The following is a 20,789-nucleotide window of genomic DNA, read 5'->3' as shown; positions in this document are numbered from 1 at the left end:
GCAGGCGCAGTCGCACGACCGGTCGAAGCCGTGACCTGGCGGCCCTATCCACCCTGATGGGTCTGGCGGAACGTGCCCGGGGTCGTACCGGTGTGGCGGGTGAAGAACTTTCCGAAGTTGGTGGGTTCGACGAATCCCAGTCGGCGGGCGATCGTCGCCACCGGCTCGTCGGTGTGGGCGAGCAGGCGCTGCGCCTCGAGAGCCACCCGGGCGTCGATGACGTGCTTCACGGGTTGCCCGGTGGCGGCGACACAGGCGCGTGTGAGGGTCTTGACGGTGTATCCGAGACGGTGGGCGTAGTCGGCGGCGCGGCGGGTGGTGGCGTACCCCCGCTCCAGTTCGGCGCGGAAGCGCGCGTACACCTCGCCGCCCGCGTGCGGGTCGCCGCCGCCGTCGGGACGGGGCAGCCGGTCGATCTGCAACAGCACGGTGGCCAGCAGGAGTTGGAGGATCTCCGCCGACGCGGTCCCCTCGGGACGGTCGTACTCGGCTCGCATCTGACCGAGCAGGGTCGACAGGACGGCGTACTCGGGGCGCGCACCCAACTGCCGGCAGGCAGGCCCGTACCACTCCTTCACCAGCCGGTCGGCACTGCTGGTGTGGGGCGGGAAGGCCGGTGTGAAGAGGAGCTGGGTGCCGTCGGCGGTGCCCGCCCGCACGAACCGCTGCACCTGGCCGGGGCGGATCCACAGCAGGGTGCCGGGGCGGCAGGGGTAGGTCACGAAGTCGACCGCGTGCTCGGCGCTGCCCTCCGTGATCAGCGTGAGGGTGTGGAAGTCGACCCGGTGGACCTGGTCGGCCCGGCTGCCCCGCCGCCTGCGCCGCTCGTGCAGGGTCGCCAGGTCGACGATCTCCAGGCCCGGAACGCGTTCGTGCGGTGGGTTGAAGTCGAGCCGGGGGATGGCTCCCCGCTGCGAGGGGCCCGGGCCTTCGGGATCCACCGCAGGCATCCGACCCTCCAGATGTCCTCGATCTACCATGCCGGGTCTTCAGCGTATCTCGCCTGCCTGCGTCTTTGCGACAAGAGTGGAGGACATCAAGACGGCTCAAGGCCGCCTCCACCACCGCAAGGAGCATCACCATGAACGGCACGGTCACGGTTCTCGACAGGGGCGCGGTCCGCATCCACAGCTACATGTCGCCGGCCGACACCTTCCACACCACCACCCAGCTGATCGAGACCCCGGCGCGGATCGTCGCGATCGACGCCCAGCTGCTTCCCGCCTACGCCGAGGAGGCCGTCGCGTACGCCAGGGGCCTCGGCAAGCCGCTGGACCGGCTGATCGTCACCCACGCCCACCCGGACCACTACAACGGCGCCGCCCGCTTCGGCGTCCCCGTGCACGCCCTGGCCCGGGTGACCGAGCAGATCATCGCCCGCGGCGACAGCCACCTGCCGACGGGACAGGTCATTCCCCTCGGCGAGTTCACCCCGAGCGTGGCCCTCGTCCCGGGCACCGAGGTCATCGACGGCGTCCTCTTCGTCTTCGAGGCCGTCTCCGGCGGCGAGGCAGCCGACGAGCTCCTCGTCAAGCTGCCCGAGCAGGGCGTCCTGATCGCCCAGGACCTCGTCTACCACGACGTCCACCTCTACCTGGGCAACAACGACATCGCCGGCTGGCAGCGGGCCGTCGACGCGCTGGCCGCCGAGAGCGGTTACGACACGATCCTGGCCGGCCACGGCGCCCCCACCGGCCCCGAGGTCTACGCCGACGTCCGCCGCTACCTGGACGACGCCCGCGAACTGCTCGGCGACGACGGCGACGCGTACAAGAAGGCCATCGTGGACCGATACCCCTCCCACGTGGGCCCGTTCATCATCGACATCGCCAACCGGTCGCTGTTCCCCGCCACCGACTGATCCCGGCCCGGAACCCCGACGCCCCACAGGAGAACCGCCCCATGCACGTCCGGACCACCATCACCACGCTCGCCGCGGCAGCGGCCCTGTCGACCGCCGCAACAAGCGCCACGGCGGCGACCGAACCGCTCTCCGAGCCGCGTGTCGCCGCCCACTTCAGCCTGGCGGCATCGCAGCAACCCGAGAACATCACCGTCGACCGCACCGGATCGGCGTATCTGACCTTCTCCTTCGCCCGCCAGATCGTCCGCATCGCTCCCGGTGGACGACCGCACGTCATGGCCACGCTACCCGCGCCCGCGAAGGCGAGCACCCCCAACCTGGGCAAGGCGTTCGTCGGCGGCATCGCCCGCGCCGGTGACGGCACCCTCTACGTCACCTACGCCACCGGCACCGCCGACCTGACCGGCGTCTGGGCCGTCCGTCCCGGTGGCCGCCCGCACCGGATCGCCGCGCTTCCCGCCGACGGGCTGCCCAACGGTCTCGCCCTCGACCAGCACACGCACAGGCTCTATGTCACCGACTCCGTCCACGGCGTCATCTACCGCCTCCCCGCCCGCGGCGGCGAGGCGACCGTCTGGGCACACGGGGGAGCCCTCCACCCCAGCACCTTCGCCGGCGCCAACGGACTCAAGCTCCACAACGGGGCGGTCTGGGCCACCAACCTCGACCAGGGCACGGTCCTGCGCATTCCGATCACCGCACGCGGCACCGCGGGCGGCATCCAGGTCCGCGCCACCGGCATGCCGTCCATCGACGACTTCGCCTTCACCGGCCACGGCGACACCCTCCTCGCCGCCCGCGACGACAACGAGGTCGACCTCGTCCGCCCCGACGGCACCCACACCGCGGTGCTCACCGCAGCCGACGGCCTGGAGACCCCGACCTCCGTCGCGGTCCACGGCAGCACGGTGTACGTCCCGAGCGCCGCGTACCTCACGAACGAGGACCCCAACCTGCTGCTCGCGCACCTCGACCGCTGACACGGACCTGGCCGGCGCACGCCCTGCTCCGTCTCAGGTGGTGAGGACGCGCGCCCGGCAGGCCGACGGGGTGCCCCAGGCGGTGCGCAGAGCCTGGGCCTTGCGGATCCACAGGGACAGGTCGAGTTCGTCCGTGTAGCCGATGGCGCCGTGGCATTGCAGCGCCGTGCGGGCCGCCAGGTGGACCGTGTCGCCGGCCGCGGCCTTCGCCGCGGCGATGTCCCTGGCGGCGTGCTCCGACGCGGACGCGAGCGAGAGGGCGGCGGCGTGGATCAGCGGCTCGGTGAACTCGAGGCTGATCAGTACGTCCGCGAGCCGGTGCTTGACCGCCTGGAAGGAGCCGATCGGCCGTCCGAACTGGTGGCGTTGGCGTACGTGGGACACGGTCCGGTCGAGCAGCGCCCGGCCCACGCCCAGTGCCTGCGCCGCGGTGGCCAGGGTGCCGATGTCGGTGGCGTACGCGGCGGCACGCCGTAGGTGCGGTCCCTCGGCCAGGACGGTGCCGCCCGTCGGCCGGGACAGGCGGCGGGCCGGGTCGGCGGACGGCTGGACGGGGCCGGTGGACTCGGCCACCCGCAGCGTGTCGCCGGTGACGACCAGGACCAGGTCGGCCATGTCGGCGTCCAGGGCGTAGGGGGTGTCGTCCGCGGGCGGGCACAGGGTCGCGACGGTCTTGCCGGAGGCCATCCCGCGGAGCCAGGTCGCGTGCCGGTCACCCAGCCGGTCGAGCAGTGCGGCCGCCGCCACCGTCTCGACCAGCGGGCCGGGTACCGCGTGGCGGCCCAACTCCGTGAACGCCACCGTGAGTTCGACCGGCAGGAGACCGAGGCCGTCGTACTCCTCCGGTACGGCGAGCCCGAGCACTCCGGCTTCCGCGAGACGGCTCCACAGGGCGCGTCCGGGCCCGTGGTCGCCGGTGCTCCAGGCCCTGACGACAGCCGGGGTGTCGGACGCCCTCAGCAGGGCGTCGAGCGATCGCGCGAACTCCCTGTGCTCGTCGTCGAGGAGGAAGCGCATCACCGGCGTCCCTTCGGCAGGCCGAGCAGCCGCTCGGCGATGATGTCGCGCTGGATCTCGTTGGTGCCCGCGTAGATCGGTCCGGCCAGGGAGAAGGTGTGCCCTTCGGCCCAACTGCCGTGCGCGGGCGCCTCGTCGGCGTGGTCGGCGAGTTCGCCGTACGGGCCGAGGAGGTCCAGCGCGGTCTCGTGCAGGGCGATGTCCAGCTCGGACCAGTACACCTTGTTCATGCTGGACTCGGCGCCGATCGAGCCGCCGGCGGCGAGGCGTGAGGCACCGGCGTAGGTGAACAACCGGTAGGCGCGGGCGCGGATCACGGCGTCGGCGACCCGGTCGCGCAGTGCGCTGTCGGCGGGGTCGGCGCGGTCCCGCCACAGCCGGGTGAGCCGGTCGGCGGCCGCGGTGAAGCGGCCGGGGCTGCGCAGGGTGAGGCCGCGTTCGTTGCCGGCGGTGCTCATCGCGACCCGCCAGCCCTGGCCGGGTGCACCGATGACGTCCTCGTCGGGTACGAAGACGTCGTCGAGGAAGAGTTCCGCGAAGGCGGGTTTCCCGTCGAGCCGTCCGACGGGGCGTACGGTCACGCCGTCGGCGCGAAGGGGGAACATCAGGTAGGTCAGGCCTCGGTGGGGCTTGCCCTCGTCCAGGCCGTCCCGGTCGCTGCGGAAGAGACCGAAGGCGCGGTCGGCGAAGGCGGCGCGGGAGGACCAGGTCTTCTGGCCGTTCAGCAGCCAGCCCCCGTCGGCGCGTCGGGCGGTGGAGCGGAGCGAGGCGAGGTCCGAACCGGCCTCGGGTTCCGACCACGCCTGGGCCCAGATCACCTCCCCGGTGGCCATCGGCGGAAGGACGCGGGCGCACTGCTCGGGGGTGCCGTGCTCGAAGAGGGTGGGGGCGAGCAGGTTGATGCCGTTCTGGCCGACCCGGCCCGGTGCGCCGGCCGCGTAGTACTCCTCCTCGAAGACCAGCCACTCCAGCACGAAAGCACCCCGGCCGCCGTACTCCTCGGGCCATGACACCACCGACCAGCGGCCGTCGGACATGGTGCGCTCCCAGGCCCGGTGCGCGGCGAAGCCCTCCTCGGTCTCCAGCGAGGGCAGGGGCTGTTCGGGTACGTGGGCGGCGAGCCAGGCGCGGGCCTCGGCCCGGAAGGCGTCCTCGGCCGCCGAGAAGTCGAGGTCCATCAGGCTCCGGCTCCTTCCCTAACAAGTGTTTGGTAGGTTAACGTACGGGGCGTCAGCCGTCGAGAGTCGAGCGCGCCGCCGGCCTGTCCAAGGAGGCCCGTCCGTGACCACCTCCCCGCCGCCCTATGTGCCCGGCCACCACCTCCTCGCCGGCCGCGGCGCCGTCGTGACCGCGGCAGCCGGGGCCGGGATCGGCGGGGCGACCGCGCGCAGGCTGCTGGAGGAGGGTGCGAGCGTCGTCGTATCGGATGCGCACGCCCGTCGGCTCAAGGAGTGCGCGGCGGAACTCTCCGACGCCTTCGGGGCGGAGCGGGTCGCCGCGCTGCCCTGTGACGTCACCGACGAGGACCAGGTGGCCGCCCTGTTCGACCTCGCCGAGGAGCGCCACGGGCGGCTCGACGTCGTCGTCAACAATGCCGGGCTCGGGGGTACCGCCGACCTCGTGGACATGACCGACGAGCAGTGGTCGAAGGTGCTCGACGTGACACTCAACGGCACCTTCCGCTGCACGCGCGCCGCGCTGCGGCGGATGAAGGCCGCGGGCCGAGGCGGAGTCGTCGTCAACAACGCCTCCGTCGTCGGCTGGCGGGCGCAGCGGGGCCAGGCGCACTACGCGGCCGCGAAGGCGGGCGTGATGGCGCTGACCCGGTGCGCCGCCCTGGAGGCCGCCGAGTTCGGGGTCCGGGTCAACGCGGTGGCGCCGAGTCTGGCCATGCACCCCCATCTGGTGAAGGTGACGACTCCGGAGCTGCTGGCGGAGTTGACGGCCCGGGAGGCGTTCGGACGGTACGCCGAGCCGTGGGAGGTGGCCAACGTTGTCGTCTTCCTGGCGTCCGGCTACTCGTCGTACATGACGGGCGAGGTCGTCGCGGTCAGCAGCCAGCACGCGTGAGGCGACAATGACCGGGTGCCGAACAGTGACAGTGACCGTAAGAAGACGGCGATGAGCGGCGGGCCCGAGCGCCGTGAGGAGCTCCTCGCCACCGCCGCCGAGGTGTTCGCCGCGCAGGGCTACCGCGCCACCACCGTCCGCAGGATCGCGGACGCGGCGGGGATCCTCGCGGGCAGCCTGTACTACCACTTCGATTCCAAGGAGTCGATGGTCGACGAGATCCTCTCCACCTTCCTGTCCGACCTGTGGGCGCGCTACGACGCCGTCCTGGCCGGCGGTCTGGGGCCCAGGGAGACCATCGAGGCACTCGTCACCGAGTCCTTCCGGGAGATCGACCGGCATCACGCGGCGGTCGCGATCTACCAGAAGGAGGCCAGGATCCTGCAGACCCAGCCGCGCTTCGCCTATCTGGCCGACTCCCAGGTGAAGTTCGAGAAGGCGTGGCTGAGCACCCTGGAGCGCGGGGTGGCCGAACGGGCCTTCCGTGCCGATCTCGACATCCGGCTCACGTACCGCTTCCTGCGCGACACCGTGTGGGTCGCGGCCTCGTGGTACCGGCCGGGCGGACAGCACAGCCCCGAGGAGATCGCCCGCCAGTACCTGTCGATGGTGCTGGAGGGCATCAACCTGCGCGAATGATCCCCTGAAGCCCTCAAGGAGCGGCCATGGCCGAGGCATACATCGTCGAAGCGGTCCGTACCCCCGTCGGCAAGCGGAACGGCGGACTGGCCGCCGTGCACCCCGCCGACCTGGGCGCACATGTGCTCAAGGCGCTGATGGAGCGGTCGGGCGCCGACCCGGCGGCCGTCGAGGACGTCGTCTTCGGCTGCCTGGACGCCGTCGGACCGCAGGCCGGTGACATCGCCCGCACCAGCTGGCTGGCGGCCGGTCTGCCGGAGGAGGTGCCGGGCACCACCGTGGACCGGCAGTGCGGCTCCTCGCAGCAGGCCGTGCACTTCGCCGCGCAGGGCGTGCTGTCCGGCACCCAGGACCTGGTGGTCGCGGGCGGTGTGCAGAACATGTCGATGATCCCGATCGCCTTCGCCACCCGGCAGGCCGCCGAGCCGCTCGGTCTGACCCAGGGGCCGTTCGCGGGCTCGGAGGGCTGGCGGGCGCGCTACGGCGACCGGCCGGTCAACCAGTTCGTCGGCGCCGAGATGATCGCCGACAAGTGGGGCATCTCCCGCCAGGACATGGAGGAGTTCGCGCTGCGCTCCCACCGGCGGGCGCTGCGCGCGATCGACGAGGGCCGGTTCGACCGCGAACTCGTCCCCTACGGCGAGGTGTCCCTGGACGAGGGACCGCGCCGCGACACGAGCCTGGAGAAGATGGCGGGCCTGAAGCCGGTCATCGAGGGCGGCAAGCTGACGGCGGCCGTCTCCTCCCAGGTGTCCGACGGCGCGTCCGCGATGCTGCTGGCAAGCGAACGGGCCGTGCGGGAACACGGGTTGACCCCACGGGCCCGGGTCCACCACCTGTCGGTGCGCGGCGAGGACCCGATCCGGATGCTCACCGCGCCGATACCGGCGACCTCGTACGCCCTCAAGAGGGCCGGCATGACCATCGACGACATCGACCTCGTCGAGATCAACGAGGCGTTCGCGTCCGTGGTGCTGGCCTGGCTGAAGGAGACCGGCGCCGATCCGGAGAAGGTGAACGTGAACGGGGGCGCGATCGCCCTGGGTCATCCGCTGGGCGCCACCGGGGCCAAGCTCATGGTCACGCTGCTGCACGAACTGGAGCGCACCGGCGGGCGGTTCGGCCTCCAGACGATGTGCGAGGGCGGCGGACAGGCCAACGTCACCATCATCGAACGGCTCTGACAGTACGTCAGCCGACTCCGTGTGGGTCAGGGCAGACGCTTCAGTGTCACGAGAGCCTCCGCCATGATCCCGTCCACCAGTTCGGCGCACGAGGGCAGGTCGTCGATGAGGCCGGCGACCTGCCCGGAGGCCATCACGCCGAGGTCCGTGCGGCCGTCCACCATCGCCGCTTTCAGCAGCATGGGTGTGTTGGCCGCCAGCAGGACCTGGCTCCAGGTCAGGTCCTTGCCGTGCTTCATCGCCAGTCCGTCGCGGACCATGGCGCTCCAGGTCATACCGGACTCCCGCTTGAAGGCGGACGCGTGCCGCAGTGCGCGGACCAGCGCTCGCGTGCGGCCCGCACGCTCCAGGGTGTCGACGAGTTCGCTGCGCAGCATTCGGTGGGGCAGGCCGTCGACCTTGGTGGTGACGGTGATGTCCTGCACACCCGCGGCCAGGTAGCGGGCCTTGACCGGGCCGGGGACCGTGCTGTCGGAGGTCAGCAGGAAGCGGGTGCCCATGGCGATGCCGGCCGCGCCGTAGGCGAGTGCGGCGACCAGGCCGCGGCCGTCGCGGAAGCCGCCGGCCGCGATCACCGGGATGTCCACGGCGTCGACGACCTGGGGCAGCAGCACGGTGGTGGCGACGCTGCCCGTGTGGCCGCCCCCTTCGCCGCCCTGTACGAGCACCGCGTCGGCGCCCCACCCGGCGACCTTCTCGGCGTGGCGCCGGGCGCCGACCGAGGGGATGACGACCACTCCGGCGTCCTTGAGGCGCGCGATGAGTTCCCGGTTCGGCGCGAGCGCGAAGGACGCCACCCGCACGCCCTCGTCGATCAGGACGCGCACCCGGTCGGCCGCGTCAGAGGCATCCGCCCGGAGGTTGACCCCGAACGGAGCGTCCGTACGCGACCTCACCTCGTTTATGGCCGCCCGCAGTTGGGGCAGGGGCATGGTGGCGGAGGCGAGGATGCCCAGCGCGCCGGCATTCGCCGCGGCGCTCACCAGCCGGGGTCCGGCCACCCAGCCCATGCCGGTCTGGACGATCGGGTGCCGTACGCCGACGAGTGCGGTGAGCGCGGTGGGGATCGTGCCCTCACTCATGCGGGGACCTCACGTGAGCGCACGTTGCCGGGGTCCAACACCTCGCGGATCAGCCGCAGTTCGTCGGCTTCGGGCTCGCGGGTGTACGGCACCTCGGCCGGGATGCCGAGTGCGAACCCGGTGGCCTCCTGGACCTGTTCGACGGTGACGCCGGGGTGCAGGGAGCGCAGCCGCATGGTGCGGTCCGGGGTCTCGAAGTCGAACACGCCCAGGTCGCTGACGACTTCGGGGATGCGGTGGTAGCGGGTGGCCGAGGGGCCCGCCTCGGCGGCGCGGGCGTAGCCGACCCCGCTGACCATGTCGACGTGCTCGACGAAGACGCGGGGCGAATGCTTCGGGACCCAGTAACTGGTGGGGTTGTTCAGGGTGTTGACGGGGGCACCGCGCACCCCCAGCAACTGCCGCCTGGGGCGGGCCCAGTCGCCGATGCAGGAGATGTTCTGGTTGCCGTGGCGGTCGATCTGGCTCGCGCCCATCATCACGTGCCGGCGGCCGGTGGCGACGAGGGCCAGGTGCTGGCGGTAGGGCAGCCAGCCCTCCACCACCTCGGGTGGGCGGCCGAGGGTGGGAGTGTCGCCGATGAGCAGCGCCTCTCCGTCGGTCAGGAGCAGGTCGGGGGCGAAGGTGAGCCTGGCCAGCCGGGCGCCGAGGGTGGGGACGGTACCCATGGGGCTCGCGAGGACCTCGCCGGCGTCCCGCCAGACCTCCGCGCAGGCCACCACGCAGTACTCGGCGCGGGTCGTGTCGTTCGTCGTGGGTGCGCTCACGCCCGCTCCCCGTGGAATGCCGTGACCGCCGCCCGGTACGCCTGTTCGTCGCCGGACAGGAAGCGGTCGGTGAAGGCCCGCCAGGTCTCCGGGTCGCGGGCGGCCTGCGCGTAGGCGCGCTGGAAGGTCTCGTCGCGGTCGTGGTCGGGGGCGCAGGAGGTGAAGTGCGCCCCGCCCGGAGCCTGTACCACACCGGTCACGAACGCCCGCTTGACCAGCAGGGTCTGCGGGGCGGCGTCCTTGAGCAGGTCGGCGGTGTCGACGATCTGCTCGCAGGAGACGTAGGCGGTGTCGGCGGCCTGGCAGAAGAGGTCGTCGAAGTACGGGTCGGGGCCCAGGTACTGGGCGTTGCCCCGGGTGTCCGCCCGGTTGAGGTGGACCAGGGCCGCGTCCAGGCGCAGGGCCGGGACGGCGACGAACTCCTCGCCGTCGTCGTAGGGCGAAGTGACGGTCCGCAGGCGGGGGTTGACCGTCATCACATCCGAGCCGAGCGCCGCCCGCACCGGCAGGAACGGCAGTCGCTGCGCGGCCGCGGTCAGGCCCCACATGACCATCGCCTCGTCCAGCTCCACCAGTTCGAAGTCCCCCCGCTGCCGGGCCGCGGTGAAGTGCGGCTCCAGGGGGATGGAGTCGAGGGTGGCGAAGGCGGCGACGAGCTTGCGGATCCTTCCGGCGGCGGCGAGGAGTCCGACGTCCGGACCGCCGTAGGAGACGACGGTGAGGTCGGTGACGTCGGTCCGCAGCAGCGCCCGGACCAGGGCCATCGGTTTGCGCCGCGATCCCCAGCCGCCGATGCCGACGGTCATGCCGCTGCGGAGGCGGCCCACGGCCTCCTCGGCGGTCATCGTCTTGTCACTCACTCGCGCTCCCCTCCGACGACGTGGACGCCACGAACGCGTCGCGGTACCGGTCGGAGACGCCGCTGAGGTTGGCCTCGAAGGTGAAGCCCTGCTCGAAGCGGTAGCTGCGGCGGACGTCCACCGGGTCGATGCCGTTGATCGCCGCCTTGGCCAGGCGGATCAGCAGACCGTCCTTGGCCGCGATCTCCCGCGCCAACTCAAGCGCCGCCTCGGTCAGTTGCTCACGGGGCACCACCCGCCAGACCGAGCCGTGCCGGTACAGCTCCTCGGCGGTGACGGTGCGCGAGGTGTAGTACAGGGTCCGCATCAGGTGCTGGGGCACCAGCCGGGCCAGGTGGGTGGCGGCGCCGAGGGCGCCCCGGTCCAGTTCGGGCAGTCCGAAGGTCGCGTCCTCGCTCGCCACGATCGCGTCCGCGTTGCCGACCAGGCCGATGCCGCCACCGAGGCAGAAGCCGTGCACGGCGGCGACGACCGGGACCTCGCAGTCGTACACCGCGGCGAACGCCTCGTAGCAGCCGCGGTTGGTGCCGATGAGGGCCGCGTGGCCGTCGGTGCGCTGCATCTCCTTGATGTCCGCGCCCGCGTTGAACCCGCGGCCGGTGGCGGTGAGGACGACACAGCGCACCTTGGGGTCGGCTCCGGCTGCGCGCACCGCGGCGGCGAGTTCGTACCAGCCCTGCACGGGAAGGGCGTTGACCGGTGGGAAGTCGACATTGACGACGGAAACGCCCTCTTCCGGGGCTGCGGTGGAGACACCCATGAGCGAGTCAGCTACCTTTCCACCAAACGTTTGTTAGGCACGAAGGTAGCAGCGGAGCGCACCCTCCGGGAGGGCCTCATGGCATCGGTCATCGAGCTGGGCGGGCGGGTCGCGGTGGTCACCGGCGGCACCCGCGGCGTCGGCGCGGGCATCACCCGGGCGCTCCTGGAGGCGGGCGCGGAGGTCGTCGTCTGCGCCAGGCGCCCGCCGGACGAACCGGTGCGGGCCGGCGGCCGCACCGCCCGGTTCCTGCCCCTGGACCTCAGGGACGCCGACGCGGTGACCGCCTTCTTCCAGCGGGTGCGCGAGGAGTACGGCCGTCTCGACGTCCTCGTCAACAACGCCGGCGGCACGCCGTACCGGATGCTCGACGAGGGCGGGGCCCAACGGCACGCCCGGGTCGTCGAGTTGAACCTGCTGGCGCCCCTGACCGCGTCTCTCGCCGGGTACGAGGTGATGCGCGAGCAGCCCGGCGGCGGGTCGATCGTGATGATCGGCAGCGTCAGCGGCAGCCGCCCCTCCCCCGGCTCGGCCGCGTACGGGGCCGCCAAGGCGGGACTCGATCAGCTCGCGCGGACCATGGCCGTGGAGTGGGCTCCGCTGGTGCGGGTCAACACCCTTGTGCTGGGCATGGTCCGCACCGAGCTCACCCATCTCCACTACGGCGACGAGGACGGCGTCGCCGCCGTCGGACGGACCGTCCCGCTCGGCCGGCTGGCCGATCCCGCCGAGGTGGGCGACGCCTGTGCGTTCCTCGCCTCCGACCGCGCCTCCTACATCACCGGCGCGAGTCTCCTCGTGCACGGCGGCGGTGAGCGCCCCGCGTTCCTCGACGCGGCCACCGCCAACCGCTGAGGCACCCGACCGACACACGACGTGAGGATGATCCCCATGAACGGACTGTGCACCGGACGCGTCGCCGTCGTCACCGGGGCGGGCCGCGGACTGGGCCGCGCGCACGCGCTCGCCCTCGCGGCGGAGGGCGCCGCTGTCGTCGTCAACGACCTCGGTGTCGGCGTCGACGGCACCGGAAGCGAGGCGGGGCCCGCGCAGCAGGTCGTCGAGGAGATCCGGGCGCTCGGCGGGCGGGCGGTCGCGCACGACGGAGACATCGCGACCACCGATGGCGCCGCGTCGCTGGTGCGTACGGCCCTGGAGACCTACGGACGGCTGGACGCCCTGGTCAACAACGCCGGCTTCCTGCGTGACCGGATGCTGGTCAATCTCGACGAGGACGACTGGGACGCTGTCATGCGCGTCCATCTCAAGGGCCACTTCCTGCCGTTGAAGCACGCCGGCGCGCACTGGCGTGCCGAGGCGAAGGCGGGGCGGACTCCGGTCGCGCGGGTGGTCAACACCAGCAGCGGGGCCGGGCTGCTGGGGTCGGTCGGGCAGGGCAACTACAGCGCGGCCAAGGCCGGAATCGTCGGGCTCACCCTGGTCGCGGCCGCCGAACTGGCCCGCTACGGCGTCCAGGTCAACGCCATCGCCCCGGCCGCCCGCACCCGGATGACGGAGGCGACCTTCGCCGACACCATGGCCGCACCCGGCGACGGCGCCTTCGACGCCATGGCCCCGGAGAACGTCTCCCCCCTCGTCGTCTGGCTCACCTCCCCCGCCTCCGCCGGCGTGACCGGACGGATCTTCGAGACCGAGGGCGGCCGCATCACCGTGATGGAGGGCTGGCACCCCGGCCCGACGGCCGACAAGGGGGCCCGCTGGACCGCGGCGGAGGCGGGCGAGACGGCGCTCAAGCTGCTGGCGGAGGCGGAGGTGCCGGGGCCGGTGTACGGGGTGCGGTAGGGCGGGCCGCCGACCCGCTCCGGCCCGGTGACGATAGCGGCAAGACGGAGCTCGCGGCTCTAACGTGCCGGACATGACCTCACATCACTCTCACGACCCTCACGGCGAGCGGCTCCTGGACATCGACGGTGTCGAGCTGTGTGTCGAGACCTTCGGAGACCCCGCCGCCCCGGCGATCGTGCTGGTCGCCGGGGCGAGTGCGTCGATGTTGTGGTGGGACGCCGAACTGTGCGGGCGGATCGCCGCCGGTGGGCGGTTCGTGGTGCGGTACGACCATCGGGACACCGGCCGTTCGACCTGCTGGCCGCCGGGGAGGCCGACGTACGCGTACCGCGACCTGGCCGAGGACGTGCTGGGCATCCTGGACGCCCTGGGCGTCGAGCGCGCTCACCTGGTCTGTCAGTCGATGTTCGGCGGGATCCTCCTCGGCGTGGACCGGCCCGACCGGGTCGCGTCGCTGACGTTCGTCTCGACGTCGACCGGGGCCGACGACCTGCCGCCGCCGTCCGACGACCTGGCCATGCCCGCCGAGCCGGACCCCTCCGACCCGGCCGCGGTCGTCGAGTACGTGGTCGCCGCGGCGAGGGCCTGCTCCGGCGGCTCGCCGTACTTCGACGAGGCCGCGATCCGGGCGCTGGCCGAACGGGACGTGGCGCGTGCCCGGAACTACGCGTCGACGCTGGTGAACCACTACGCCATCGGGTTCGACGAGCCCTCGCGCGGCGGCTTCGGCGACCTCACCGCGCCCACCCTCGTGGTGCACGGCGACCACGACCCGCTGCTACCTGCGGCGCACGGCGAGGCACTGCGGGACGCGATCCCCGGAGCGGAGCTGCTGATCCTGAAGGGAGCGGGGCACGACGTGCCGCGAGCGGTGTGGGACGACTTCGCCTCGGCCGTGGTGCGGCACACGGCCGGCGGCCCGACATAAATCCCGTGTGCCAGGACCCGTTCGGGTCCTGGCACACGGGATTGTGGTCGATTTGTCGACCTATAGGCACTGGCAGAGCGTCACGCGTGCCGGTGCGAACGTCCTCGGTTGCCGGTGAAGACCCGGTAGAGGGCGAGCAGGATGAGGGAACCGACTATCGCGGCGATCCAGGTAGAGAGTTCGAAGAACCCGTCGACCGAGTCGACGCCGAAGATCACCTTCCCGAGCCACCCTCCGAGCAGGCCGCCCACGATCCCGATGAGCATGGTGATGATGACACCGCCGGGGTCCTTGCCCGGCATGATGGCCTTGGCGATGGCTCCGGCGAGCAGGCCGATGATGATCCACGCGAGGATTCCCATGGTGTGTGTCCCTCTTCCTTCAGCACATAAGGACTGAGTCAGCACATCGTGTTTACCGTCCGCGCGCATACAAACGTTTCCTGTGAAAACCGGTCCTCCGCGATCGTGCGAAGGCCGGCCCGAGCGGGACGCGTGCGTGTCAGGGCGACTCGAAGGCCGCGATCTGGGAACCGGGAGAGGAGCCCGGGTGCGTACGGCCCGGCTCGCCGACCGGAGGAGAGGCCACGATGGCACGCGCACACGACTCGCGGCGGGCCGTCCCCGACACGCCGGGGGCGCGCGACGACGACGGCGTCACGCGTCGCCGCCCCCTGCGCGAGCAGCATGTCGAGGAGACCGTCGAGATCGCTGTTCCGGTGCGCACGGCGTACAACCAGTGGACGCAGTTCAGGACCTTCCCCCGGTTCTCGCCCCTGGTGCACGGCGTGGAACAGCTCAGGCCCACCGTCACCGCCTGGACCATCGGCTACGGCCGACTGCGCCACCGCTTCCCGGTGGAGATCGTGGAGCAGGACCCCGACGCCTACCTGGCCTGGCGCGGCCTGGACCAGAACCCCTCCCACCAGGGCGAGGTGGAGTTCAGGCCGACGCGCTCGGGCGGTACGGCACTCACCGTCCGGATGCTCCTGGAGCCGCGCGGAGCCGCGAAACTCCTCGTCGGCTCGGCCAAGGGCGCCCAGGTGGCCGCCCGGCTGCTGCGCCGCGAGCTCCAGACCTTCAAGGAGTTCATCGAGGGCCTGGGACAGGAGGGCGGCGCGTGGCGCGGCACCATCCGCAACGGCCGTGTCCAGCACGAGCACCCGGAACCGCCGAGGAGCCGGGTGGCCCAGTGGCCCGTCGGCTGACCCGCGTACCGGACCCGGCGAGAGAAAGGCGAACCGATGCAGAACCCGCCCGGTGAGGAGCCGGAGAACACCCTCTCCGTGACACCGCCGAAGAAGTGGGCGGCGGGCGTCCCCGCGGTCGTGCACGCCCTCGAGTACTCCCTGGAGCAGACCTCCCCGCGCAGGGCCGGGGTGGACCTGCTGACGATGAACCAGGTGGGCGGGATCGACTGTCCCGGCTGCGCCTGGGCGGATCCGAAGCCGGGGCACCGGCACCGCAACGAATACTGCGAGAACGGCGCCAAGCACATCAACGACGAGGCCACGACCCGTCGGATCACCGCCGACTTCTTCCGTGAGCACAGCGTCCCGGACCTCGCCGGGCGCTCCGACATGTGGCTCAACCAGCAGGGCCGGCTCACCGAACCGATGATCAAGCGGCCGGGCTCCGACCACTACGAGCCCATCGGCTGGCAGGACGCCCTGGGCGTGCTCGCCGAGGAGCTCACCTCGCTGCACTCCCCCGACGAAGCCGTTTTCTACACCTCGGGCCGCGCCAGCAACGAAGCCGCCTTCGTCCTGCAGCTCTTCGCCCGCGCCTTCGGCACCAACAACCTGCCGGACTGCAGCAACATGTGCCACGAGTCCAGCGGCTTCGCCCTCAACGAGACGCTGGGCACCGGCAAGGGCACCGTCAGCCTCGACGACCTCCACCACGCCGACCTGATCTTCCTGGTGGGGCAGAACCCCGGAAGCAACCATCCCCGCCAGCTCTCCGCCCTGGAGGAGGCCAAGCGCAACGGCGCCCGCATCGTGGCGGTCAACCCGCTGCCCGAGGCAGGCCTGCGGCGCTTCAAGAACCCGCAGAAACCGAGCGGGGTCGTCGGCCGCGGCACCCAGATCGCCGACCGTTTCCTGCACATCAGGCCCGGTGGCGACCTCGCCCTGTTCCAGGCCCTGAACCTGCTGCTCCTGGAGGCCGAGGACGCCCGGCCCGGCACCGTCCTGGACCACGCCTTCATCGACGCCCACACCGCCGGCTTCGAGGAGTTCGCCCAGCACGCCCGCACCGTCGACTGGGACGAGGTGCGGACAGCGACCGGACTGACCCGCGAGGAGATCGAGAAGGTCTACGACGAGGTCCTGCGCAGCGAACGCGTCGTCGTCTGCTGGGCGATGGGCATCACCCAGCACAAGCACGGCGTGCCCACCATCCGGGAGATCGTCAACTTCCTGCTGCTGCGCGGAAATCTGGGGCGGGCCGGCACCGGCGCCTGCCCGGTGCGCGGGCACAGCAACGTCCAGGGCGACCGCACCATGGGCATCTGGGAGCAGATGCCGGACTCGTTCCTCGACGCGCTCCAGAAGGAGTTCGGCTTCGACCCCCCGCGGCCGCACGGGCTCGACTCCGTGAACTCCATCAGGGCGATGCGCGAGGGCCGCGTGAAGGTGTTCCTCGCCCTGGCCGGGAACTTCGTGCGCGCCGCGCCCGACAGCGCGGTCACCGAGGAGGCGATGCGTTCCTGCCGGCTGACCGCCCACATCTCCACCAAGCTCAACCGCTCGCACACCGTGTGCGGGGACACCGCGCTGATCCTGCCGACCCTCGGCCGCACCGAACGTGATGTCCAGGCCGACGGCGAGCAGTTCGTCACGGTGGAGAACTCCATGAGCGAGGTGCACACCTCCCAGGGGCGCCTCGAACCGGCGTCGCGGCTGCTGCTCAGCGAGGTCGCCATCCTGTGCCGGCTCGCCCGCCGCACCCTCGACGGCAAGACGGACATCCCCTGGGACCGCTTCGAGGCGGACTACGGCACGATCCGCGACCGCATCTCGCGCATCGTGCCGGGGTTCCACGACTTCAACGCGCGGGTGACCCGCCCCGGCGGCTTCCAGCTGCCCAACCCGGTCAACGAGGGCGTGTTCAACACCTCGGCCGACAAAGCCCTGTTCACCTGTAACGAGCGGGTGGTGCCGCGGGCCCCCGAGGGCCATCTGCTGTTGCAGACCCTGCGCTCGCACGACCAGTGGAACACGGTCCCGTACACGCTGAACGACCGCTACCGGGGCATCCACGGCAGCCGGCACGTCGTCATGGTCAACCCTGCCGACCTCTCCCGGCTCGGTCTGGCCCGGGGCGACCGCGTCGATCTCGTGAGCGTCTGCGCGGACGGCACCGAGCGGCGGGCCGCGGGCTTCGAGATCGTCCCGTACCCGACCGCACCGGGTTCCGCCGCCGCCTACTACCCCGAGACCAACGTCCTGGTGCCGCTGGACAGCGTCGCCGACATCAGCAACCAGCCCGCGTCCAAGGGCATCGTGGTGCGCCTCGAACCCGCTCCCGCCTGACCCCGAGGCCCCACGCCCGTCTGGCCGACCGGGTCGTTCCCGTACGACGGCCCGGACCGGGGTGTTCACCCGAACCGCAGGACGCGCGGTGCGAAGGTGCCCTCGGGGCCGTCGGCGCGGCCCACCGACCACACCGTCGCCGTGCCCGGCACCGGTGCCAGCCGCAGCATCGAGGAGTCGCCCTCGCCGGCCACGGCCGGTTCGCCGTACTCGGTGAACGACCGGCCGTCCCAGGCGAGGAAGTCGGGCCCGGAGACGAGCGGGGTACCGCCGGGCGGGCCCCACTTCTGCGAGCGGGCCACCGCGACCCAGGCCAGGCCGCCGGACGTGTCCGGGGCCAGCGAGCTGATCGAGCCGAAGTCGGTGGGCACGGTCACCCGGCTCCACGACTGGCCGTCCCAGCGGACCAGGAGTGGGGGGATCGGCCGGCCGGGCGGGCCGCCGATGAAGCCGCCGGTGCCGCCGGCCCACACCTCGGTCGGCGAGACCGCGAGCACACTGCCCACGGCCGAGCGCGGGAAGCCGTCCACGACGGTCTGCTGCCACTCCTGTCCGTTCCAGTGCGACACGGCCGCCCCCGAGTCGGTGGCGCCCGCCGCCCACACGTCGTCGGCCGCCAGGACGTGCAGGCCGTACACCGCACCGGGCGGCACCGGCAGCTCCTGCCAGCCCTGACCGTCCCGGCGCAGCAGCACCTGTGCGCCACCCCGTGAACCGATCAGCCAGGTCTCACCGCCGCCGGTGACGACCTTGGTCAGCGCGACGTCGCGCGGTGGCCGGCTCTCCTGCCAGCCGGTGCCGTCGAAGCGGAGCAGGCGGGCGCCGCCGGCCGAGTCGCGGCCGACCGCCCAGACGTCGGTCGGCGAGGTCGCGGCGGTGGACAGCAGCTCCCCCTGCCAGCCGACCCCGGCCAGGCTCTGGCGCTGCCAGGCGGTGCCGTCCCAGCGCAGCACCAGAGGGAAGCCGGGCGCCTGACGGCCCACGGCGTCGGCGCCGACCGCCCAGGCCAGGTCCGGCCCGAGCGCCACGGCTTCGTTCAGCGCGGCCTGGGGGCGTACCTGTGCCGGGACCGGAACGTGTTGCCAGGACGCGGTGTCCGCCGCGGCCGGGGTCAGGATCGCCATGCAGGCCATGGCGACGGCGAGGGCCGCGACGAGAAGTCTTCGTGCCATGGTCAGCCTCTCCTCCGCTCACTCATCGGGTTGGGTTTGGAGCCGTAGATCTCGGCGGTCCCGAAGGACAGCAGCGCGGATCCGGCTCTCGCCAGCGCGACGGGCCTGACCTCGATCGCGCCGGTGCGCTCGGGGCCGTAGAAGAAGGTCGTGCGGTGGCCGTCCACGCGCGCGTACTTCGACTGGAAGGCGTGGTCGCTGCGCACCGGCAGCCAGAGCGCCCCGTCCGGGCCGCGCACCATGCCCTCGGTCCAGGTGTCGCCCAGGGGCGGGCGGGTGGTGCGCCAGGCGTGCCCGTTCCAGGTCAGCAGGTAGGTGGCGGCGGTTCCGTCGGTGTACTGGCTGCCGCCGATCGTGACGTGTCCGGACGGTTCGAGCAGGACCGTGTGCACGTTGCTGTCCGGCGGCAGCGGCACCCGCGCGTCCCGCCAGCCGGTGCCGTCCCACCGCAGCACGGTGGCCCCGGTGCTGGTGTCCGCCCACGCCCAGACGTCGGTGGAGGTGCGCGCGGTGATCCCCATGAGGTACAGCACGCCGTCCGGCACGGCCTGGGCGGTCCAGCCGGAGCCGTCGTAGTGCAGCACCTTCAGGCCGGTCCCGTCCTCGCCGACCACCCACGCGGCGCCCGGGACCGCGGTGAAGTCCTGGTAGGTCCACAGGGTCTGCGGCAACGGGACGGCGCTCCACCCGGCCGCCGACCGGCGCAGGATCTCCCCCGCGCCCTCGTGGCCGTGGAGGATCCACACCTCGTCCCCGACGAACTGCACCTTGCCGAGCCAGCCGAGCTCACCGGCTCCGGGGAAGCCGGTGTCCCGGCTCCACGCCGTGCCGTCCCACCGGTACAGCAGGGGCCGCAGCCCGTCGGCGGTGTGTTCCCAGCCGGTCGCCCAGGCCTCGGCCGGCCCGCGGGCGGCGAGGTCGGACACGGTCACCGGCGCGGTGGCCGCCGGCACCGGGAGCACCGTCCACGCCGGGGTCACGGCGGCGGCCGGCAGGACGGCGGTGACCCACGCGACGACCAGGCAGATGATGACCGCGCGGAGACGGTTCACGAGACCCTCCAGTACACGAAGGCCGCACACGCTATTGGCTTTCACACACCGGTGGACAGACGGCATCCGGCCCTTCGTGAAACCCTCCGGAGAGCACTTCCCGCATCGATTTCGGATGGCAGGAGTGGACGGTGGATGCCGGGGTAGGCGCTGGTTCGTCGGCCCCGGGGTGGCCGGCGGCGCAGGACTCGACTTCGGGAGGGGAACGATCATGGCGGTGACGACCAGGACGGCGATCGAGTCGGAGACCACCGAACTGCCGCAGCTGGCCGAGCCCTCCCAGGTGGCACCGAAGGACGCGCGGCAGTTGTCGCGGCTGTTCTTCGAGCAGCTGGCCGTCCTGGAGGAGGGCACGCCCGAGTTCAGCTACGCCCGCAACACGCTGATCGAGATGAACATGTCCCTGGTCCGCTTCGCGGCCGGCCGGTTCCGCAGCCGCGGGCCGGAGGAGATGGAGGACATCGTCCAGGTCGGCATGATCGGTCTGATCAAGGCCATCGACCGGTTCGAGCTGTCCCGCGAGGCGGAGTTCACCTCCTTCGCGATCCCCTACATCGTGGGCGAGATCAAGCGGTTCTTCCGGGACACCACCTGGGCCGTGCACGTGCCGCGCCGGCTTCAGGAGGCCCGGGTCCAGCTGGCCCGCGCCACCGAGGAACTCCGCAGCCGCCTCGGCCGTACCCCGACGGTGAAGGAACTGTCGGAGCTGATGAGTCTGCCCGAGGACGAGGTCATCGAGGCCCGGATCGCCGCGAACGGCTACAACTCCGCTTCCCTGGACGCCACCATCAGCGGCAGCCAGGACGGCGAGTCCGTCCTCCAGGACTTCATCGGCGCCGACGACACCGCCCTGGAGCTGGTGGAGGACTTCCACGCGCTGGCTCCGCTCATCGCCGGCCTGAAGGAACGCGAACGGCAGATCATCCACATGCGGTTCGTGGAGGAGCTCACTCAGGCGGAGATAGGCGAACGCCTCGGCATCTCCCAGATGCACGTCTCGCGGCTGCTGTCGCGCACGCTGGGCCGGCTGCGCCAGGGGATGCTCGGCGCCTGCTGACGGGCCTGCGCCCCGG

At 72.0% G+C, this 20,789-nt stretch carries 21 protein-coding genes; 11 read left to right on the top strand and 10 right to left on the bottom strand.

Going from position 1 to position 20,789, the window contains the following annotated elements; genetic code table 11:
* Positions 1-44: 44 nt before the first annotated feature.
* Positions 45-950: a helix-turn-helix transcriptional regulator gene (locus OHN19_RS42045; protein ID WP_330269268.1), complete on the bottom strand. Its 906-nt coding sequence runs from the start codon at positions 948-950 to the stop codon at positions 45-47.
* A gap of 131 nt (positions 951-1,081) precedes the next feature.
* Between OHN19_RS42045 and OHN19_RS42040 the strand changes: the two genes are divergently transcribed.
* Both OHN19_RS42040 and OHN19_RS42035 read left to right on the top strand, forming a co-directional pair.
* Positions 1,082-1,861, top strand: coding sequence for an MBL fold metallo-hydrolase (locus OHN19_RS42040; RefSeq protein WP_330269267.1), 780 nt, complete (start codon positions 1,082-1,084; stop codon positions 1,859-1,861).
* 41 nt (positions 1,862-1,902) lie between these two features.
* Positions 1,903-2,844: a hypothetical protein gene (locus OHN19_RS42035; protein WP_330269266.1), complete on the top strand. Its 942-nt coding sequence runs from the start codon at positions 1,903-1,905 to the stop codon at positions 2,842-2,844.
* A 33-nt stretch (positions 2,845-2,877) separates the two neighbouring features.
* On the opposite strand, the gene OHN19_RS42030 is transcribed toward OHN19_RS42035, so the two are convergent.
* The gene (locus tag OHN19_RS42030; protein WP_330269265.1) at positions 2,878-3,861 is read right to left on the bottom strand and encodes an acyl-CoA dehydrogenase family protein; all 984 of its coding nucleotides are present in this window, start codon (positions 3,859-3,861) and stop codon (positions 2,878-2,880) included.
* Entirely contained in the window at positions 3,861-5,039 is a 1,179-nt protein-coding gene (locus OHN19_RS42025; protein ID WP_330269264.1) for an acyl-CoA dehydrogenase family protein, read from the bottom strand. Before OHN19_RS42025 ends, OHN19_RS42030 begins: the two co-directional genes overlap by 1 nt.
* Before the next feature lie 103 nt (positions 5,040-5,142).
* Between OHN19_RS42025 and OHN19_RS42020 the strand changes: the two genes are divergently transcribed.
* The 3 genes from OHN19_RS42020 to OHN19_RS42010 are packed head-to-tail and all read left to right on the top strand — an operon-like array spanning position 5,143 to position 7,754.
* Positions 5,143-5,931 carry an SDR family oxidoreductase gene (locus tag OHN19_RS42020; RefSeq protein WP_330269263.1) on the top strand — a complete coding sequence of 263 codons (789 nt, stop codon included), beginning with the start codon at positions 5,143-5,145 and terminating at the stop codon, positions 5,929-5,931.
* A 51-nt stretch (positions 5,932-5,982) separates the two neighbouring features.
* A complete protein-coding gene (locus OHN19_RS42015; protein ID WP_330269843.1) occupies positions 5,983-6,570 on the top strand; it encodes a TetR/AcrR family transcriptional regulator in 588 nt (195 codons plus the stop codon).
* A 26-nt stretch (positions 6,571-6,596) separates the two neighbouring features.
* Positions 6,597-7,754 (top strand): acetyl-CoA C-acetyltransferase, encoded by a 1,158-nt coding sequence (locus OHN19_RS42010; RefSeq protein ID WP_330269262.1) that lies wholly within the window; start codon positions 6,597-6,599, stop codon positions 7,752-7,754.
* A 26-nt stretch (positions 7,755-7,780) separates the two neighbouring features.
* Here OHN19_RS42010 and OHN19_RS42005 read toward each other — a convergent pair whose 3' ends face one another.
* Genes OHN19_RS42005 through OHN19_RS41990 form a run of 4 tightly spaced genes read right to left on the bottom strand, consistent with a single transcriptional unit; the run spans position 7,781 to position 11,223 of the window.
* Positions 7,781-8,836 (bottom strand): NAD(P)H-dependent flavin oxidoreductase, encoded by a 1,056-nt coding sequence (locus tag OHN19_RS42005; RefSeq protein ID WP_330269261.1) that lies wholly within the window; start codon positions 8,834-8,836, stop codon positions 7,781-7,783.
* A complete protein-coding gene (locus OHN19_RS42000; RefSeq protein ID WP_330269260.1) occupies positions 8,833-9,603 on the bottom strand; it encodes a CoA-transferase subunit beta in 771 nt (256 codons plus the stop codon). Before OHN19_RS42000 ends, OHN19_RS42005 begins: the two co-directional genes overlap by 4 nt.
* A complete protein-coding gene (locus tag OHN19_RS41995) occupies positions 9,600-10,463 on the bottom strand; it encodes a CoA transferase subunit A (RefSeq protein WP_330269259.1) in 864 nt (287 codons plus the stop codon). Before OHN19_RS41995 ends, OHN19_RS42000 begins: the two co-directional genes overlap by 4 nt.
* Positions 10,456-11,223: an enoyl-CoA hydratase family protein gene (locus tag OHN19_RS41990; protein WP_330269258.1), complete on the bottom strand. Its 768-nt coding sequence runs from the start codon at positions 11,221-11,223 to the stop codon at positions 10,456-10,458. Before OHN19_RS41990 ends, OHN19_RS41995 begins: the two co-directional genes overlap by 8 nt.
* Positions 11,224-11,301: 78 nt before the next feature.
* Here OHN19_RS41990 and OHN19_RS41985 point away from each other — a divergent pair, with 78 nt between their 5' ends.
* From OHN19_RS41985 to OHN19_RS41975, 3 genes are all read left to right on the top strand, one after another.
* Positions 11,302-12,078 (top strand): SDR family oxidoreductase, encoded by a 777-nt coding sequence (locus tag OHN19_RS41985; RefSeq protein WP_330269257.1) that lies wholly within the window; start codon positions 11,302-11,304, stop codon positions 12,076-12,078.
* Positions 12,079-12,114: 36 nt separating this feature from the next.
* Positions 12,115-13,026: an SDR family oxidoreductase gene (locus OHN19_RS41980; RefSeq protein WP_330269256.1), complete on the top strand. Its 912-nt coding sequence runs from the start codon at positions 12,115-12,117 to the stop codon at positions 13,024-13,026.
* 73 nt (positions 13,027-13,099) lie between these two features.
* The gene (locus OHN19_RS41975) at positions 13,100-13,957 is read left to right on the top strand and encodes an alpha/beta fold hydrolase (protein ID WP_330269255.1); all 858 of its coding nucleotides are present in this window, start codon (positions 13,100-13,102) and stop codon (positions 13,955-13,957) included.
* Positions 13,958-14,037: 80 nt separating this feature from the next.
* Here the strand turns inward: OHN19_RS41975 and OHN19_RS41970 are convergent, their stop codons facing one another.
* Positions 14,038-14,319, bottom strand: coding sequence for a GlsB/YeaQ/YmgE family stress response membrane protein (locus OHN19_RS41970; protein ID WP_330269254.1), 282 nt, complete (start codon positions 14,317-14,319; stop codon positions 14,038-14,040).
* Between the two features lie 227 nt (positions 14,320-14,546).
* Here OHN19_RS41970 and OHN19_RS41965 point away from each other — a divergent pair, with 227 nt between their 5' ends.
* Positions 14,547-15,164 (top strand): SRPBCC family protein, encoded by a 618-nt coding sequence (locus OHN19_RS41965; RefSeq protein WP_330269253.1) that lies wholly within the window; start codon positions 14,547-14,549, stop codon positions 15,162-15,164.
* 36 nt (positions 15,165-15,200) lie between these two features.
* The gene (locus tag OHN19_RS41960) at positions 15,201-17,492 is read left to right on the top strand and encodes an FdhF/YdeP family oxidoreductase (RefSeq protein WP_330269252.1); all 2,292 of its coding nucleotides are present in this window, start codon (positions 15,201-15,203) and stop codon (positions 17,490-17,492) included.
* A gap of 65 nt (positions 17,493-17,557) precedes the next feature.
* On the opposite strand, the gene OHN19_RS41955 is transcribed toward OHN19_RS41960, so the two are convergent.
* Positions 17,558-18,664 (bottom strand): hypothetical protein, encoded by a 1,107-nt coding sequence (locus OHN19_RS41955; protein ID WP_330269251.1) that lies wholly within the window; start codon positions 18,662-18,664, stop codon positions 17,558-17,560.
* A 2-nt stretch (positions 18,665-18,666) separates the two neighbouring features.
* Positions 18,667-19,716, bottom strand: a complete 1,050-nt coding sequence (locus tag OHN19_RS41950; protein WP_330269250.1) for a hypothetical protein — start codon at positions 19,714-19,716, stop codon at positions 18,667-18,669.
* Between the two features lie 211 nt (positions 19,717-19,927).
* On the opposite strand from OHN19_RS41950, the gene OHN19_RS41945 reads away from it, so the two are divergent.
* Complete coding sequence (locus OHN19_RS41945; protein WP_330269249.1) at positions 19,928-20,773, top strand: RNA polymerase sigma factor SigF; 846 nt, start codon at positions 19,928-19,930, stop codon at positions 20,771-20,773.
* The last annotated feature ends 16 nt before the right edge of the window (positions 20,774-20,789 follow it).

This window comes from Streptomyces griseorubiginosus, from assembly GCF_036345115.1.
Taxonomy (GTDB): domain Bacteria; phylum Actinomycetota; class Actinomycetes; order Streptomycetales; family Streptomycetaceae; genus Streptomyces; species Streptomyces griseorubiginosus_C.
The sequence above is the reverse complement of the archived record's forward strand: the minus strand, read 5'-3'. Positions and strand labels throughout refer to the sequence as shown.

Coding starts and splice junctions, on each gene's coding strand:
- OHN19_RS42045 (WP_330269268.1), bottom strand. CDS start 950: ATGCCTGCGGTGGATCCCGAAGGCCCGGGCCCCTCGCAGCGGGGAGCC.
- OHN19_RS42040 (WP_330269267.1), top strand. CDS start 1,082: ATGAACGGCACGGTCACGGTTCTCGACAGGGGCGCGGTCCGCATCCAC.
- OHN19_RS42035 (WP_330269266.1), top strand. CDS start 1,903: ATGCACGTCCGGACCACCATCACCACGCTCGCCGCGGCAGCGGCCCTG.
- OHN19_RS42030 (WP_330269265.1), bottom strand. CDS start 3,861: ATGCGCTTCCTCCTCGACGACGAGCACAGGGAGTTCGCGCGATCGCTC.
- OHN19_RS42025 (WP_330269264.1), bottom strand. CDS start 5,039: ATGGACCTCGACTTCTCGGCGGCCGAGGACGCCTTCCGGGCCGAGGCC.
- OHN19_RS42015 (WP_330269843.1), top strand. CDS start 5,983: ATGAGCGGCGGGCCCGAGCGCCGTGAGGAGCTCCTCGCCACCGCCGCC.
- OHN19_RS42010 (WP_330269262.1), top strand. CDS start 6,597: ATGGCCGAGGCATACATCGTCGAAGCGGTCCGTACCCCCGTCGGCAAG.
- OHN19_RS42005 (WP_330269261.1), bottom strand. CDS start 8,836: ATGAGTGAGGGCACGATCCCCACCGCGCTCACCGCACTCGTCGGCGTA.
- OHN19_RS41990 (WP_330269258.1), bottom strand. CDS start 11,223: ATGGGTGTCTCCACCGCAGCCCCGGAAGAGGGCGTTTCCGTCGTCAAT.
- OHN19_RS41985 (WP_330269257.1), top strand. CDS start 11,302: ATGGCATCGGTCATCGAGCTGGGCGGGCGGGTCGCGGTGGTCACCGGC.
- OHN19_RS41980 (WP_330269256.1), top strand. CDS start 12,115: ATGAACGGACTGTGCACCGGACGCGTCGCCGTCGTCACCGGGGCGGGC.
- OHN19_RS41975 (WP_330269255.1), top strand. CDS start 13,100: ATGACCTCACATCACTCTCACGACCCTCACGGCGAGCGGCTCCTGGAC.
- OHN19_RS41970 (WP_330269254.1), bottom strand. CDS start 14,319: ATGGGAATCCTCGCGTGGATCATCATCGGCCTGCTCGCCGGAGCCATC.
- OHN19_RS41965 (WP_330269253.1), top strand. CDS start 14,547: ATGGCACGCGCACACGACTCGCGGCGGGCCGTCCCCGACACGCCGGGG.
- OHN19_RS41960 (WP_330269252.1), top strand. CDS start 15,201: ATGCAGAACCCGCCCGGTGAGGAGCCGGAGAACACCCTCTCCGTGACA.
- OHN19_RS41955 (WP_330269251.1), bottom strand. CDS start 18,664: ATGGCACGAAGACTTCTCGTCGCGGCCCTCGCCGTCGCCATGGCCTGC.
- OHN19_RS41945 (WP_330269249.1), top strand. CDS start 19,928: ATGGCGGTGACGACCAGGACGGCGATCGAGTCGGAGACCACCGAACTG.